Raw genomic sequence first — 14,551 nt, 5'->3', positions numbered from 1 at the left:
TTAGGGGTTTGTAGCTACACGGCCACACCAGCCTGCCGCTACAACCTTGCAACTCGACTGGCCATACCTCCGCCTTCGAAACATCTCTAGAGAGGCGTTGACGTCTCTAGAGATGTGCGCTCAAATAGAGATGTCTAGAGAGGTTGCACAAGCGCCTCCATGAACGAGGAGTGACGTATGCCGTCGTTCAAGATCGACCTTTCGACCGCTGTGGTCTTCGTCGCGACTGCGCCGGAGCCGAAGATGGTCAACAAGAAGACCGGGGAGCGGGCCGTGGACCGGGAGACCGGTGCGGGCATGACCACGGTGGGCCTGCTGGTCTCCGACGAGGGGGAGGGCAACCTCTACCAGGTCGCTGTTCCCGAGACGGGTATCCCGGAGGGCCTGGCGCCGGGTACCCCGGTGAAGGTGATCGGGCTCAAGGCCCGTGACTGGGAGAACGAGTTCAACGGGCAGAAGCGCCACGGCATCTCGTTCCGCGCCGTCGCCGTCGCGGCCGGGGTCTGAGCCATGACCGATCTGTCCCTGTGGCTGGAGGCGACCGGGGCCTTAACCGGCGCTGGTGGTCTCGGCTACGCGAAGGTCCGGGCCCCGCGGGTGTACTGGTCGCTGGTCGGACTGCCGGCCACGTGGGGCCGGTTCACGCTGACGTACCGGTCCACGATGGATGTCTGCGGGCTGACGGTGCAGCCGTCCGGCTTTAGGGCGTTCATGACTCGCAACGTCGCCCGGCGTGAGGTTCGACCGGTGCCGCCGAAGGTCCGCCGGGTCCGTCCGACCTCGGCCGGCCTGCGCATCACCCTGCGTCTGCCTGCCGGTCTGGAGCCCGCCGATCTGGCCGCGTCCGCGGAGCGTCTGCGTCATGCGTGGGGCGTGCGGTCGGTGTCGGTGGTCGAGACGAAGCCGGGGTTCGTGGAACTGCGGATGACCGGTTACGACGTCCTCAACCGGGTCCGTCTGCCGCGTCGGGCGGTGCCCGCGGACATGGTCGTCCCGGTCGCTCTGCGGGAGGACGGCACGGTCTTCGAGCGGGACTACCGCAAGGTCCCGATGGCCCTCACCCTCGGCGCCACGCTGTCGGGCAAGTCGATGTTCCAACGCAACCTGGTGACGGGCCTGGCACGCCTGCCGATCGGCCTGGTCGGTATCGACTGCAAGCGCGGTGTCGAACAAGGCCGCTACGCGCCTCGCCTCTCCGCCCTGGCCACCACCCCGGAGACCGCCGGCGCCCTGCTCGACGTGCTCGTCGCCGAGATGGAAGACCGCTTCGACCTGCTCGCCGGTCACGGGGTCTCCGAGCTGTGGGACCTGCCGGAGAAGGTGCGGCCGGTGCCGCTGGTGGTCCTGATCGATGAGATCGCCGAACTGTTCCTCGTGGCATCCAAGAAGGAGGAGCCGGCCCGCGACCGGGCAGTCATGCAACTGGTGCGGCTGGGACAGATGGCCCGTGCGGTCGGGATCTACCTGGAGGTCTGCGGGCAGCGCTTCGGCTCCGACCTCGGCAAGGGCGCCACAGCCCTGCGTGCCCAGCTCACCGGCCGTGTCGTGCACCGCGTCAACGACAAACAGACGGCAGAGATGGGCTTGGGCGACATCGCCCCGGACGCGGTGGTCGCGGTGACCGGGATCGCTCCGGACCGCCCCGGCGTCGCGGTGGCCGGCGACACTTCCGGTGGCTGGTCCCGCATCCGTACCCCGGAGATCACCCCGGATGAGGCTGCGGCCGTCTGCCGGGAGTTCGCCCACCTGACCCCGGAGCTGCCGTTCCTGGCCCCGTTCCGCCCGGCCGTCCGCCCTGTGCCGATGCCCACCGCGCCGCCGCTCGTGAAGCCCCGGCCGGTCACCGAATAGCGCATCCCCTGCCCCATCCGGTTGGCGTGACCGCCTCGCGCCAAGTCCCTACCCCGTCATGCCACAAGACAGGAGGACTGATCCCGTGGCCTCGAAAAAGCCGCCCCCGCCCCCGGCGCCGGTCACACCGAAGTGCGGCCCCTGCGGCGGCACCGGAGAGGTTCCCGCCGCGGTCCGTGTGGGCCGCAACCGCCGCACGGTCGGCCAACAGGCCGGTATCTGCCTGGCCTGCTTCGGCACCGGCGAAGCCACCAACTGACCTGCCGGGATGGGGCGGCACGGACACCGCTCCCGCCCCGTCCCCGGCCTGATCTCCGTGAAGGAGGTGAAGACATGCCCCGCTCGCTGCGCCCCGATGCCGTCCTCGTCCAGGCCGTGATCGCTGGTGCTCTGTCCTTCGCCCACCTGCATGACCTGGCCGAAGCCGCTGGCCAGTCCGGGTGGAAGGGATGGGTCTACCCGATCAGCGTCGACCTGCTGATGGTCGCCGCCTGGCGCCGGCTGCGCACGGCCCGCCGGGACCGGGCGGCCTGGGTCTGGTTCGTGATCGCCCTGGTCGCCTCCCTCGGTGCCAACATCGCCACCGCCGGACTCCTCGACCTGCGCGACGTCCCGGCCTGGCTGCGCATCCTCGTCGCCGGCTGGCCCGCCCTCGCCTTCCTGGGCGGCACCCTCCTCGTCCACTCGCCCACCGACACCCCGGCCCCGACCGAACCTCGCCCACAGCCTGTGGGCGAACCGGCCGTGACCGAGGTCGACATGCACCGCGACGACCCCACCCCGTCCCCGCTGGCTGCTCCCGAGCTGCCACCCGCACGGCCCGACGTTCCTGCCGCGGCCGCGGTGGCTGTTCCGGCTGCGTTGGTCGACCACGCCCGGAAGATCGCCGACGCGCACCGTGCCACGACGGGCGCCCCGATGCCGGCGGACGCACTCTCCGCCCGGCTCGGTCTGCCCGGCCCCACCTTCGACGCGATCGCCGCTGAACTCCAACTCACCTGATCAGAAGGGAGATCCCTCGCATGCGTCCGAACCGCTTCTACGACGTGATCCGCATCGGTCCGGTCAAGGTCGGCACGTTCAACAACGGCCGAGGCCAGACCCGACACACCGCCGCCTGCACGGCCCCGAACTGCGGCTTCTCCACCGAGCACCGCGACCGCTCGGCCGCGGAACTCGCCGCCCGCACCCACCGCTGCACCGCCTGAGCCGGGAGGGCCGAACCGTGCAGATACCCGAGGACCAACTTCGCGCCGGTCACATCCCCGCCGACCTCTACCGGCAGATCCCGCCCGGCACCGACGTCCGCCGGCTGGTGATCGTGCAGGAAGCGCCCCGCTCCTACAAGGGCCCCATCGTCCTGACCCTGGTCATCGCCGCCGGCTCCATCGCGGTCCTGCTGGTGGTCGCCTACGTCGTCCAGGTCATCGCCGCCGCTGCGGTCGCGGTCATCTCCGCGAGCGGCGGAATCAGCTACACGATCAACCGCCGCCACAAGTAACACCCTCCGGGACGGCCTCTACCGCCAAGTATCCGCCGCCCCGGACGGCTCCACCGCTTCCTGATCTTCCGACCCGAAAGGGCTCGCTCATCATGCCTCAGCACGTCCCGAACACGCCCGTCTGCCGCAACTGCGACGGCTTCCCCGTCGTCGCCATCACCACCGGTGGACGCGACCGCGACGGCTCCCGCACCACCCTCCAGATCGCCTGCCGGGCCTGCAAGGGCACCGGTACGGTCCGCCGCTCCGCCCTCGCCCGGGCCGGGAGGTGACGGGCATGGCTCTCCTCGACTGGCGCTCTCCGGAGCACTTCGACCACACCGGTGACCAGCCCTGCGTGATCTGCACCAAGCCCACCCCGCTGCGCTCCGACCGGGGCAAGCCCGTCCACAAGGTCTGCGCCGAGGACTGGATCAATGCCCACACCCGTAAGGACGACGACCAGTGACGACCCCCACCGCGGTGGGTCTCGACCCGGCCACCCTCGCCGATGTGCTGAGGGTGGCCGGTTCGGCTGACTTCGACCGCTGGCAAGACCAGATCCGCCGCACCGGAGGCTGCTCCGACCCCATCCGTCTGACCGGCGCAACCAAGACCATCGACCCGACAACGAAGACCGTTCTCCACTACTACTCGACCGAGGATGAGCCGGGCGGCATGCTCCGCATCGCGTGCGGCAACCGCCGCGCCTCCCGCTGCCCGGCCTGCGCCTGGACCTACGCCGGCGACACCTACCACCTCATCCGAGCCGGACTCACCGGAGACCCGGACAAGGGCACCCCGCACACCGTCCGCGAACACCCCCGCGTCTTCGCCACCCTCACCGCCCCCTCCTTCGGCCCCGTCCACAACCGGCCCGGCAACCGGCCCTGCCGCTGCGGCGCCCGGCACCCGGAGGACGCGCCAGAGCTGGGTACGCCGCTCGATCCCGAGTCGTACGACTACGCGGGGGCGGTGCTGTGGAACAACCACGCATCCGACCTGTGGCGCTACTTCTCGATCTACCTCCGCCGCGAGATCGCCAAGCGCGCCGGCCTGACACAGAAGGACGCTCGCGAACAGTCCCGGATCTCGTTCGGGAAGGTCGCCGAGTATCAGAAGCGCGGTGCCGTCCACTTCCACGCCGTGATCCGCTTCGACGGACCCGAAGGACCCGACACCCCGCCCCCGCACTGGGCCACCCTCGACCTTCTCACCGACGCAATCGGCGCCGCCGCTGCCCGCGTAGCCGTCGACGTGGCTGCCGTGGGGGACCAGTCGGCTCGGACGCTGCGGTGGGGGACACAGCTCGACGTCCAGCCGATCAGCGCCTTCGGGGAGGGGAAGGAGATCACGGAAGCGGCCGTGGCCTCCTACGTCGCCAAGTACGCCACGAAGGCCGCTGAGAACACGGGCGCCGTGGACCGCAGGGTCGGCAACAAGGAAGCCCTCGTGCTCCTGGACGTGCCCGAGCATCCTCGCCGACTGATGGAAGCCTGCCTCGACCTCCACGCGCTCTACCCCGACCGGAAGTTACGCGAGTGGGCCCACATGCTCGGCTTCCGCGGCCACTTCTCCACCAAATCCCGCCGCTACTCCACCACCCTCGGCGCCCTCCGCCAGGTCAGAGCCGACTACCGCGCAGCCCAGCAACGCACCGCCCTCGGCCTGCCCGACCCCGACGACCACCCGGAAGCCACCACCCTCGTGCTCTCCCACTGGACCTACGCCGGCCACGGCCACACCCCCGGCGAATCCTGGCTCGCCGCCAACATCCACCGCGACATCCAACTCAACCGCGAGACCGCACGCGAGGAACTGCCCGCCCTGCTCGACTTGGAAGGAGCCGTTGCATGACCGCTGCCACGCCCGAGCTTCTGACCGTTCCCGAGGTCATGCAACGGCTCAACGTGGGCCGTACCAAGGTCTACGACCTGATCCGCACTCATCGGCTCGTGTCCATCAAGGTCGACGGCTGCCGTCGTATCCCCACGGACGCGGTGCGCACCTTCATCGTTGGTCAGATCGGAGAGGCTGCCTGATGGCTAAGCGTCGCCCCAACGGCGGGGGCAGCATCTCCAGGCGTGCGGACGGCCGCTACATGGGCCGTGCGTACGTCACGGACACGGACGGGAATCGTGTCCGTAAGACCGTGTATGGCGCCACCTGGGACGAAGCGAACGAGAAGCTCGGGGGCCTCCAGAATCAGGAGCGTAACGGGGTCCCGGTGCCGTCTCGTGCCTGGACGCTGGGTGAGTGGCTGACGTACTGGTTGGAGCACATCGTCCTGCCGGAGCGCGAGCACAACACCTACGCAAAGTACGAGTCCAAGGTCCGTCTCTACCTGCTGCCTCACCTCGGCAAGAAGCCGCTCGTCAAGCTCACGCCGGCGCAGCTCCGTACGTTCATGGCGGCACTCAAGCGCGAGAAGGTCGGCGCGGCCACCCGCTTCGAGGTGCTTCGGGTCCTTCGCAACGCCCTCAACCGGGCAATGCAGGAGGAACTGCTCACTCGAAACGTCGCGCTCCTGGTGGACATGCCCAAGGTCTCCAAGGACAAGGGCGCAGCGTGGAACGCGCGGGAGGCGATCGCCTTCCTTCGTTCGGTCCGCGCGCACCGCCTGTACGCGGCCTGTGTGCTGGTCCTGGTGCTCGGCCTTCGGCGGAGTGAAGTCCTCGGCCTGCGGTGGCAGGACATCGACTTCGAGGCAAACCGGTTCATCCCGGTCAAACAGGTGCAGCGTGAGAAGGGCGTCGGCCTGGTCCTCAAGGACCTCAAGACCGAGTCCTCACAGGCGGTGCTCCCCCTCCCGGAGTTCTGCGCCCGCGCCCTGAGGGAGCGCCGGACTCTTCAAGAGCTGGAACAGAAGATCGCTGGAGCCCGGTGGGTGCAGGAGGAAGGCCACGATCTGATCTTTTCCTCAGAGCACGGCGGCATGATCGACCCCACCGGATTCTCCCGGACCTTCGATCGTCTCGTGAAGCGCGCCGGCGTCCGCCGCATCACGGTCCGGCTCGCCCGGCATACCTGCGGCACCCTCCTCGCCTTCCTGAAGGTGCACCCCAAGGTCGCTCAGGCGATCCTTCGGCACAGCCAGATCAGCATGACCATGGACGTCTATACGCACGTGGTGGGCGACAGCGAACGGGAAGCCGTCACGCTGCTTGCGGAGCTGCTAGAAGACCCGCTCATCGGCTGATCGCCGCTGTTGGTGTCAATCATGGGTGTCAAAAGACCCCCGGCCCTAGTGGACCGGGGGTCTTTCTGCTGGTGGGGCTAACAGGATTTGAACCTGTGGCCTCATCCTTATCAGGGATGCGCTCTAACCAACTGAGCTATAGCCCCGCCGCGCTTTGCGGTGTGTGTCCCGCGCGCTGACCTCTGAAGATTAGCGCACGACGCGGCCAGTCCCAAAATCGGTATCCCGGGCCCCTCACGGAGGCTCGCGGGCCGCCGCTATTCGTCCTCGGCGAGGGTCAGCTCAATGCCGCCGACGAAGCCCGCGGAGAGGTTGTAGATGAAGGATCCGAGCGTCGCGAGCGCCGTGGCGAGCACGACGTCGATGACCGCGATGATCGACGTGAACAACAGGACGTTCGGCAGGGAGAGGAACGACTGCAGGTCGAAACCGTTCGCCTCGTTCGACCCCGTCGCCTCGGAGATCGTGCCGCCGACCGTCGAGAAGACGCCCATCGCGTCCATGACCATCCACAGCACCGCCGCCGCCACGACCGTGCAGATGCCGAGCGCGATGGAGAGCAGGAAGCTGACCTTCATCACCGACCAGGGGTCGGTCTTGGCCACCCTCAGCCGCGCCTTGCGGGTGCGCGGCGTGGTACGCGCCCCGGTCCGAGGCCGGCGCACGGCGCCGGACGGCGTCTGGGCCGCGTACGCCTGCGGTGGGTGGTACGGCTGCGAGGGCTGCTGCGGCTGCCGCTCCCCCGGCAGTGCGGATGCGCCCGCCGGAGCGGCCGTGGCCGGGCCCGCGGGAGGCGTCGGCGAAGTGGCCGGCGCGCCGGGCGCCGCCTTGGTCGTGGCAGGGCCGGCCGCGGCCGGCCCGCCCGGAGCCGCGGGGCCCGCTCCGGCCGCGTACTGCTGGCCCTGCGAACCTCGGGTGTCCGTCACAGTTCCCCCCTGGGATCCATGAGAGTCATGGGAGTCAGTCGAGTTCGTGGCGGGGCCACGGCCGCCGTCCGTGTCCGTACCGGCCGATCCGGCGCCCGTGGCTCCGCTCACGATGACTCACTCCTCGCGCTACTCGGACGAGGACTGCTCGCCCTCGTCCGTACCGACGGCCTCGATGGCCTCGGCGGTCTCGTCCTCGGCACCCTCGCCGTCGACTTCCTCGGCCTCGCGGCCTGCCTCGGCGTTGCGTGCGATACCGACCACGGCATCGCGCTTGCCCAGGTTGATCAGTTGGACGCCCATGGTGTCACGGCCCGTCTCCCTGACCTCGTTGACTCGCGTACGAATCACACCGCCGGACAGGGTGATGGCGAGGATCTCGTCGGTCTCCTCGACCACCAGCGCGCCGACCAGGGAACCACGGTCCTCGACGATCTTGGCGGCCTTGATACCGAGGCCGCCGCGACCCTGGACGCGGTACTCGTCGACGGCGGTGCGCTTCGCGTACCCACCGTCTGTGGCAGTGAACACGAACGTACCGGGTCGAACAACATTCATCGAGAGCAGTTGGTCCCCCTCGCGGAAACTCATGCCCTTGACGCCCGAGGTGGCACGGCCCATCGGTCGCAACGCGTCGTCCGTTGCGGTGAACCTGATCGACTGGGCCTTCTTGCTGATCAGAAGCAGATCATCCTCGGCCGAGACGAGTTCGGCTCCGATCAGTTCGTCATCGGATCCGTCCTCCGTCTCCCGAAGATTGATCGCGATGACGCCGCCCGAGCGCGGGGAATCGTAATCCTTCAGTGGCGTCTTCTTAACCAGGCCGCCCTTGGTGGCCAGGACCAGGTAGGACGCCGCCTCGTAGTCGCGGATCGCGAGGATCTCGGCGATCGCCTCGTCCGGCTGGAAGGCCAGCAGGTTCGCGACGTGCTGCCCGCGGGCGTCCCGGCCGGCGTCCGGCAGCTCGTACGCCTTCGCCCGGTAGACACGGCCCTTGTTCGTGAAGAACAGCAGCCAGTGGTGCGTCGTCGACACGAAGAAGTGGTCGACGATGTCGTCCTGCTTCAGCTTCGCGCCGCGGACGCCCTTGCCGCCCCGCTTCTGCGACCGGTAGTCCTCGGTCTTGGTGCGCTTGATGTAGCCACCGCGCGTGATGGTGACGACGATGTCCTCTTCGGCGATCAGGTCCTCGATGGACATGTCGCCGTCGAACGGCACCAGCTTGGAACGCCGGTCGTCGCCGAACTTCTCGACGATCGCGGCGAGTTCCTCGCTGATGATGCCGCGCTGACGCACCGGCGAAGCCAGGATCGCGTTGTACTCGGTGATCTTCGCCTGGAGCTCGTCGTGCTCCTGGATGATCTTCTGACGTTCCAGGGCGGCCAGTCGGCGCAGCTGCATCTCGAGGATGGCGTTCGCCTGGATCTCGTCGATCTCCAGGAGGCCCATCAGGCCCTCTCGCGCGATCTCCACGGTGTCACTGCGCCGGATGAGCGCGATGACCTCGTCGATGGCGTCCAGGGCCTTCAGGAGGCCACGCAGGATGTGCGCGCGCTCCTCGGCCTTGCGCAGCCGGAACTTCGTCCGGCGGACGATGACCTCGATCTGGTGCGTCACCCAGTGCCGGATGAACGCGTCCAGCGACAGCGTGCGCGGGACGCCGTCGACCAGCGCCAGCATGTTGGCGCCGAAGTTCGACTGCAGATCGGTGTGCTTGTAGAGGTTGTTCAGGACGACCTTGGCGACCGCGTCCCTCTTGAGCACGATCACGAGCCGCTGGCCCGTACGCGAGCTGGTCTCGTCGCGGACGTCGGCGATGCCGCCGACCTTGCCGTCCTTGACCAGGTCGGCGATCTTCTGGGCGAGGTTGTCGGGGTTGGTCTGGTACGGGAGTTCGGTGACCACCAGGCACTGGCGGTTCTGGATCTCCTCGACGTCGACGACCGCGCGCATCGTGATGGAGCCACGGCCCGTGCGGTACGCCTCCTCGATGCCCTTGCGGCCCACGACCAGGGCGCCGCTGGGGAAATCCGGGCCCTTGATGCGCTCGATCAGGGCGTCCAGAAGCTCCTCGTGGGATGCCTCGGGATTCTCCAGGTACCACTGGGCGCCGGCCGCGACCTCGCGCAGGTTGTGCGGCGGGATGTTCGTGGCCATACCAACCGCGATGCCCGCCGAACCGTTGATCAGCAGGTTCGGGAAGCGGGCCGGCAGGACCGTCGGCTCCTGGTTGCGGCCGTCATAGTTGTCCGTGAAATCGACGGTCTCCTCGTCGATGTCGCGGACCATCTCCATGGACAGCGGCTTCAGCTTGCACTCGGTGTACCGCATGGCAGCGGCCGGGTCGTTGCCGGGAGAGCCGAAGTTGCCGTTGGAGTCCACCAGCGGCATCCGCATCGACCACGGCTGCGCGAGGCGGACCAGCGCGTCGTAGATCGAGGAGTCGCCGTGCGGGTGGTAGGTGCCCATGACGTCACCGACGACGCGGGCGCACTTGTAGAAGCCCTTCTCGGGCCGGTAGCCGCCGTCGTACATGGCGTACAGGACGCGGCGGTGGACGGGCTTGAGACCGTCCCGCACGTCGGGCAGCGCACGCGACACGATGACGGACATCGCGTAGTCCAGGTACGAGCGCTGCATCTCGGTCTCGAGCCCGACGGGCTCGATGCGCAGGGCGATCTCGCCCTCTTCAGGGACGCTCGGAGTGTTCTCGTCGGTCATTGCTGGTGCAGATCCTTTCTGACGCGGTCAGCTGAGACCGACTCAGATGTCGAGGAAGCGGACGTCCTTGGCGTTGCGCTGGATGAACGCGCGACGCGCCTCGACGTCCTCGCCCATGAGGACCGAGAACAGGTCGTCGGCCTGGGCGGCGTCGTCGAGCGTGACCTGACCGAGGACGCGGTGCTCCTGGTCCATGGTCGTGATGCGCAGTTCCTCGGCGTTCATCTCGCCGAGACCCTTGAATCGCTGGATGGAGTCCTCACGGACGCGCTTGCCGGCCTGGCGGCCCAGCTCGATCAGCGCGTCGCGCTCACGGTCCGAGTACGCGTACTCGAAGTCGTCCCGCCCCCACTTGATCTTGTAGAGCGGCGGGCGCGACAGGAACACGTGACCGGCCTCGACCAGCGGCCGCATGAAGCGGAACAGGAAGGTCAGCAGCAGGGTGTTGATGTGCTGGCCGTCGACGTCGGCGTCCGCCATCAGGATGATCTTGTGATAGCGGAGCTTCTCGATGTCGAAGTCCTCGTGGACTCCGGTGCCGAAGGCGGAGATCAGCGCCTGGATCTCCTGGTTCTGCAGGATCTTGTCGATCCGCGCCTTCTCGACGTTGAGGATCTTTCCCCGGATCGGGAGGATCGCCTGGTACTGCGGGTTACGGCCGGACTTGGCCGAGCCGCCGGCGGAGTCACCCTCGACGATGAAGATCTCGCACTTGGTGGGGTCGTTCGACTGGCAGTCGGACAGCTTGCCGGGCAGGGACGCCGACTCCAGCAGGCCCTTGCGGCGGGTGAGGTCGCGCGCCTTGCGGGCCGCCACGCGCGCGGTGGCCGCCTGGATGGACTTGCGGATGATGTCCGCGGCCTCGTTCGGGTTGCGGTCCAGCCAGTCGTTGAGGTGCTCGTAGACCGCGCGCTGGACGAAGGTCTTCGCCTCCGTGTTGCCCAGCTTGGTCTTCGTCTGGCCCTCGAACTGCGGCTCGCTCAGCTTGACCGAGATGATCGCGGTCAGACCCTCGCGGATGTCGTCACCCGTGAGGTTGTCGTCCTTCTCGCGCAGCAGCTTCTTGTCGCGCGCGTACTTGTTGATCAGCGAGGTCAGCGCCGCACGGAAGCCCTCCTCGTGCGTACCGCCCTCGTGCGTGTGGATGATGTTGGCGAAGGAGTACACGCCCTCGCTGTATCCGCTGTTCCACTGCATCGCGACTTCGAGGGACAGGCTCTTGTCCTTGTCCTCCGCCTCGAGGTCGATGACGGTGGGGTGCACCACGTCCCCCTTGCGGGAGTTGAGGTACTTCACGAAGTCGACGATGCCGCCTTCGTAGTGATACGTGACGGACTTGACCTCGTCCTTCTCGTCCGCGCCCGCCTCGTCGGCGCCCGCGGTGGCCTTCGCCGACTCACGCTCGTCCGTGAGGTTGATCGTCAGGCCCTTGTTGAGGAACGCCATCTCCTGGAAGCGCCGCGAGAGCGTCTCGAAGGAGTACTCCGTGGTCTCGAAGATGTCCGCGTCGGCCCAGAAGGTGACCGACGTGCCCGTCTCCTCGGTGGCCTCGTGCTGGACCAGCGGGGCCGTCGGGACGCCCATCTTGTAGTCCTGCGTGTGGCGGTGGCCGTCCGTCTTGACCTCGACGGACACCTTGCTCGACAGGGCGTTCACGACGGAGACGCCCACGCCGTGCAGACCACCGGAGACCGCGTAGCCGCCGCCGCCGAACTTGCCGCCCGCGTGCAGGACGGTCAGCACGACCTCGAGGGCCGGCTTGCCCTCCGAGGCGACGATGCCCACCGGGATGCCGCGGCCGTTGTCGATCACGCGCACGCCGCCGTCCGGCAGGATCGTGATGTCGATCGTGTCCGCGTGTCCGGCCAGCGCCTCGTCCACGGAGTTGTCGACGACCTCGTACACGAGGTGGTGAAGTCCGCGCTCACCGGTCGAGCCGATGTACATGCCGGGTCGCTTGCGGACCGCGTCCAGACCCTCGAGGACGGTGATGGCACTGGCGTCGTACGAGGCCGTGACCTCGCCGTTCGAGGCGGTTGCCCCGGCGACGGCGCCTGCGTCGGTGGACGGGATGTTCTCGTTGGGGTTGCCGGAATCGGCCACGAAGCGCCCTTTCTGGCACAGCACAAACCAGGCTCGTCGGCGGGTTGCCGGAGCGGCTGCGGCACGTTGCGTTGGTAAGCCTTGATCAGCGTTGCTCAGCTTCTCCCGGACGGTCCCCACAAGTGGGGCGGGATTAGCTTCCAGTCTACCGGTAGCGCAGACAGTGATGGGGGTTTGCCGGTACCTGAGTCCGCATGTGCCGCCCTGAACCCGCCTCTCCCGACTCCCCATATGCGGCCCCGGCCCCAAAGAGGCTCACAGAGGCACTCAGCGCTTCCGGGTGTCAACCCTTCGCTACTGCGGAGTCAGGTCGGTGTTCGCAACCGCGTGCGATTGCCCGTACCCACCGCGGACACCCGCGCCCGGCGGCCGGTTCCCACTGGCCCCGGTCACCCGTAGGTGTCGCCCGGACCCGTGCTCCCGGGGGCGCGCAGGGGCCCGAACCGGCGCGCGGGCCCCCCCGGACCCTGCACCTTGATCAGCCTCACGGTGCCGTGCCCGAGATCCTGGTTCAGCCGCGCGACCAGCTGCGGGGCGAGCAACCGCAGCTGGGTGGCCCAGGCGGTCGAGTCGCACTGCACGGTCAGCACCCGCTCGGCCGGGTCGTCGTCGTACCGCAGCGGGACGCAGTGCTTGGCCAGGTCGTCTCCGACGATCTGCGGCCAGCGCCCCATCACCCCGCCCACCGCGGCCGGCGTCTCCCAGCCGCGCTCGGTCAGCAGCCGGTTGATCGCGGCGCCCAGCGCCATGGGGTCGCGCCCGTCGGCGCGCGCGCCGGAGCGCAGACCGCCGCGGCGCGCCTGCTTCTTCTGCTGCGCCGCGTCCCCCCGCGCGCGTGCCTGTTCCTTCGCGGCGCGCAGTGCCACGCGCGCGAGGTCGACGCCGGACGGCTCGGGGGTCTTCCCGGCGCCTTCACCGGCCGGCGCGGACGGCCCCGGGATCCGAGGTGTGTTCTCCGTCATACCCGCTCCACCGTGCCCTCGGAGACGGCGTAACGCGTCCCCGCCAGGGCGCCCGGCACGTCGTCGTCGACCGCCGCCGTCACGAGGACCTGCTCGCCGGGGGCCACGAGTTCCGCCAGACGTTCCCTGCGGCGGTTGTCCAGCTCGGCGAAGACGTCGTCCAGGACCAGGACCGGCTCGTTGCCCTCGGCCCTCAGGAGGTCGTACGAGGCCAGTCGCAGCGCCAGCGCGTACGACCAGGACTCGCCGTGTGACGCGTATCCCTTGGCGGGCAGCTCGCCCAGCTTGAGCAGCAGCTCGTCCCGGTGCGGGCCCACCAGGGTGACGCCCCGCTCGATCTCCGCCTTGCGGGACTCGGCGAGGGCCTCCATCAGCTGCTCGTACAGCTCCTCGCGGGTGTGCCCGGTGAGGACGGCCGACGAGGGCCTGTACTCCAGGGCGACGGGGCCCCCACCGGGCGCCAGCTGTTCGTATGCCTTGTCGGTCAGCGGCTGGACCGCGGCGACCAGGTCGAGGCGCTGGGCGAGCAGTTCGGCGCCCACCCGCGCGAGGTGCTGGTCCCAGACGTCGAGCGTGGAGAGGTCCATGGTGCGGCCGCCGTGGCGGCGGGCCAGCGCGGCCGTCTTGAGGAGGGTGTTGCGCTGCTTGAGGACCCGGTCGTAGTCGGAGCGGACGCCCGCCATCCGCGGGGAGCGGGCGGTGATCAGTTCGTCGAGGAAGCGGCGTCGCTCACCGGGGTCGCCCTTGACCAGCGCGAGGTCCTCGGGTGCGAACAGCACCGTCCGTACGATGCCGAGCACGTCACGGGGCCTGACCTGCGAGGACCTGTTGACGCGCGCGCGGTTGGCCCGGCCGGGGTTCAGCTCCAGCTCGATGAGCTGCTGACGCTCACCCTGTCTGACATTGGCACGGATGACCGCCCGCTCGGCGCCCATCCGCACCAGGGGCGCGTCCGAGGAGACCCGGTGGCTGCCGAGGCTCGCGAGATAGCCGACCGCCTCGACCAGGTTCGTCTTGCCCTGTCCGTTGGGGCCAACGAACGCGGTGACGCCCGGGTCGAGCGGGACCTCGACCCGGGCGTAGGAGCGGAAGTCGGCCAGCGACAGATGCGTGACGTGCATGGTCGTTCGCCGACCTCCCCCGGGGACTCGGATCCCCGGCCTTCAGGCCCGCGGATCTGTGGATACGGATGTGGATCTGTGGATCACTTCGGTTCGACGGCGTGGCCGCCGAACTGGTTGCGCAGTGCCGCGATCATCTTCATCTGCGGCGAGTCGTCCTGGCGTGAGGCGAAGCGGGCGAACAGTGA

The 14,551-nt window shown here is 68.7% G+C and carries 16 protein-coding genes, 1 tRNA gene and 1 pseudogene; 11 read left to right on the top strand and 7 right to left on the bottom strand.

The genetic code is table 11. The features are described from left to right. Positions 1-177 precede the first annotated feature (177 nt). From ACFVTC_RS41110 to ACFVTC_RS41060, 11 genes are all read left to right on the top strand, one after another. Positions 178-507 carry a hypothetical protein gene (locus ACFVTC_RS41110; protein WP_390134736.1) on the top strand — a complete coding sequence of 110 codons (330 nt, stop codon included), beginning with the start codon at positions 178-180 and terminating at the stop codon, positions 505-507. A gap of 3 nt (positions 508-510) precedes the next feature. Beyond that, positions 511-1,851, top strand: coding sequence for an FtsK/SpoIIIE domain-containing protein (locus tag ACFVTC_RS41105; protein ID WP_390134734.1), 1,341 nt, complete (start codon positions 511-513; stop codon positions 1,849-1,851). An 85-nt stretch (positions 1,852-1,936) separates the two neighbouring features. After that, the gene (locus tag ACFVTC_RS41100) at positions 1,937-2,110 is read left to right on the top strand and encodes a hypothetical protein (protein WP_390134732.1); all 174 of its coding nucleotides are present in this window, start codon (positions 1,937-1,939) and stop codon (positions 2,108-2,110) included. Positions 2,111-2,184: 74 nt separating this feature from the next. Then, positions 2,185-2,853: a DUF2637 domain-containing protein gene (locus ACFVTC_RS41095; RefSeq protein ID WP_390134730.1), complete on the top strand. Its 669-nt coding sequence runs from the start codon at positions 2,185-2,187 to the stop codon at positions 2,851-2,853. Between the two features lie 20 nt (positions 2,854-2,873). After that, positions 2,874-3,059 carry a mobile element transfer protein gene (locus tag ACFVTC_RS41090; RefSeq protein ID WP_329322244.1) on the top strand — a complete coding sequence of 62 codons (186 nt, stop codon included), beginning with the start codon at positions 2,874-2,876 and terminating at the stop codon, positions 3,057-3,059. A 17-nt stretch (positions 3,060-3,076) separates the two neighbouring features. Then, positions 3,077-3,352 carry a hypothetical protein gene (locus ACFVTC_RS41085; protein WP_390134728.1) on the top strand — a complete coding sequence of 92 codons (276 nt, stop codon included), beginning with the start codon at positions 3,077-3,079 and terminating at the stop codon, positions 3,350-3,352. Between the two features lie 92 nt (positions 3,353-3,444). Next, a complete protein-coding gene (locus tag ACFVTC_RS41080; protein WP_390134726.1) occupies positions 3,445-3,624 on the top strand; it encodes a hypothetical protein in 180 nt (59 codons plus the stop codon). Positions 3,625-3,629: 5 nt separating this feature from the next. After that, positions 3,630-3,800, top strand: a complete 171-nt coding sequence (locus ACFVTC_RS41075; RefSeq protein ID WP_390134724.1) for a hypothetical protein — start codon at positions 3,630-3,632, stop codon at positions 3,798-3,800. Further along, positions 3,797-5,188: a replication initiator protein RepSA gene (gene repSA / locus ACFVTC_RS41070; RefSeq protein WP_390134722.1), complete on the top strand. Its 1,392-nt coding sequence runs from the start codon at positions 3,797-3,799 to the stop codon at positions 5,186-5,188. Before ACFVTC_RS41075 ends, repSA begins: the two co-directional genes overlap by 4 nt. Next, positions 5,185-5,373, top strand: coding sequence for a helix-turn-helix domain-containing protein (locus tag ACFVTC_RS41065; RefSeq protein ID WP_351636716.1), 189 nt, complete (start codon positions 5,185-5,187; stop codon positions 5,371-5,373). Before repSA ends, ACFVTC_RS41065 begins: the two co-directional genes overlap by 4 nt. After that, on the top strand, positions 5,373-6,530 hold the full coding sequence (locus ACFVTC_RS41060; protein WP_390134720.1) for a tyrosine-type recombinase/integrase: 1,158 nt from the start codon (positions 5,373-5,375) through the stop codon (positions 6,528-6,530). The genes ACFVTC_RS41065 and ACFVTC_RS41060 overlap by 1 nt, the downstream gene beginning before the upstream one ends. A 69-nt stretch (positions 6,531-6,599) precedes the next feature. Here ACFVTC_RS41060 and ACFVTC_RS41055 read toward each other — a convergent pair. The 7 genes and pseudogenes from ACFVTC_RS41055 to ACFVTC_RS41025 form a co-directional block, all read right to left on the bottom strand. Beyond that, positions 6,600-6,676 (bottom strand) — tRNA-Ile (locus tag ACFVTC_RS41055). A gap of 111 nt (positions 6,677-6,787) precedes the next feature. After that, positions 6,788-7,567 carry a DUF3566 domain-containing protein gene (locus tag ACFVTC_RS41050; RefSeq protein WP_390134718.1) on the bottom strand — a complete coding sequence of 260 codons (780 nt, stop codon included), beginning with the start codon at positions 7,565-7,567 and terminating at the stop codon, positions 6,788-6,790. Positions 7,568-7,585: 18 nt separating this feature from the next. Then, positions 7,586-10,177, bottom strand: a complete 2,592-nt coding sequence (gene gyrA, locus ACFVTC_RS41045) for a DNA gyrase subunit A (protein WP_390134716.1) — start codon at positions 10,175-10,177, stop codon at positions 7,586-7,588. A gap of 42 nt (positions 10,178-10,219) precedes the next feature. Then, complete coding sequence (gene gyrB / locus ACFVTC_RS41040) at positions 10,220-12,280, bottom strand: DNA topoisomerase (ATP-hydrolyzing) subunit B (RefSeq protein ID WP_390134715.1); 2,061 nt, start codon at positions 12,278-12,280, stop codon at positions 10,220-10,222. Positions 12,281-12,669: 389 nt separating this feature from the next. Beyond that, entirely contained in the window at positions 12,670-13,242 is a 573-nt protein-coding gene (locus ACFVTC_RS41035) for a DUF721 domain-containing protein (protein ID WP_390134714.1), read from the bottom strand. After that, a complete protein-coding gene (recF, locus tag ACFVTC_RS41030) occupies positions 13,239-14,363 on the bottom strand; it encodes a DNA replication/repair protein RecF (protein WP_390134713.1) in 1,125 nt (374 codons plus the stop codon). Before recF ends, ACFVTC_RS41035 begins: the two co-directional genes overlap by 4 nt. 83 nt (positions 14,364-14,446) lie before the next feature. Then, positions 14,447-14,551 (bottom strand): annotated as a pseudogene (locus ACFVTC_RS41025) (6-phosphogluconate dehydrogenase); the annotation flags it as partial.

Source organism: Streptomyces sp. NPDC057950, from assembly GCF_042887295.1.
Lineage (GTDB): Bacteria > Actinomycetota > Actinomycetes > Streptomycetales > Streptomycetaceae > Streptomyces > Streptomyces kaempferi.
Note: the sequence above shows the minus strand (reverse complement) of the source record. Positions and strands in the feature narration are given on the sequence as shown.

Coding starts and splice junctions, on each gene's coding strand:
- ACFVTC_RS41110 (WP_390134736.1), top strand. CDS start 178: ATGCCGTCGTTCAAGATCGACCTTTCGACCGCTGTGGTCTTCGTCGCG.
- ACFVTC_RS41105 (WP_390134734.1), top strand. CDS start 511: ATGACCGATCTGTCCCTGTGGCTGGAGGCGACCGGGGCCTTAACCGGC.
- ACFVTC_RS41095 (WP_390134730.1), top strand. CDS start 2,185: ATGCCCCGCTCGCTGCGCCCCGATGCCGTCCTCGTCCAGGCCGTGATC.
- ACFVTC_RS41090 (WP_329322244.1), top strand. CDS start 2,874: ATGCGTCCGAACCGCTTCTACGACGTGATCCGCATCGGTCCGGTCAAG.
- ACFVTC_RS41080 (WP_390134726.1), top strand. CDS start 3,445: ATGCCTCAGCACGTCCCGAACACGCCCGTCTGCCGCAACTGCGACGGC.
- ACFVTC_RS41075 (WP_390134724.1), top strand. CDS start 3,630: ATGGCTCTCCTCGACTGGCGCTCTCCGGAGCACTTCGACCACACCGGT.
- ACFVTC_RS41065 (WP_351636716.1), top strand. CDS start 5,185: ATGACCGCTGCCACGCCCGAGCTTCTGACCGTTCCCGAGGTCATGCAA.
- ACFVTC_RS41060 (WP_390134720.1), top strand. CDS start 5,373: ATGGCTAAGCGTCGCCCCAACGGCGGGGGCAGCATCTCCAGGCGTGCG.
- gyrA (WP_390134716.1), bottom strand. CDS start 10,177: ATGACCGACGAGAACACTCCGAGCGTCCCTGAAGAGGGCGAGATCGCC.
- ACFVTC_RS41035 (WP_390134714.1), bottom strand. CDS start 13,242: ATGACGGAGAACACACCTCGGATCCCGGGGCCGTCCGCGCCGGCCGGT.
- recF (WP_390134713.1), bottom strand. CDS start 14,363: ATGCACGTCACGCATCTGTCGCTGGCCGACTTCCGCTCCTACGCCCGG.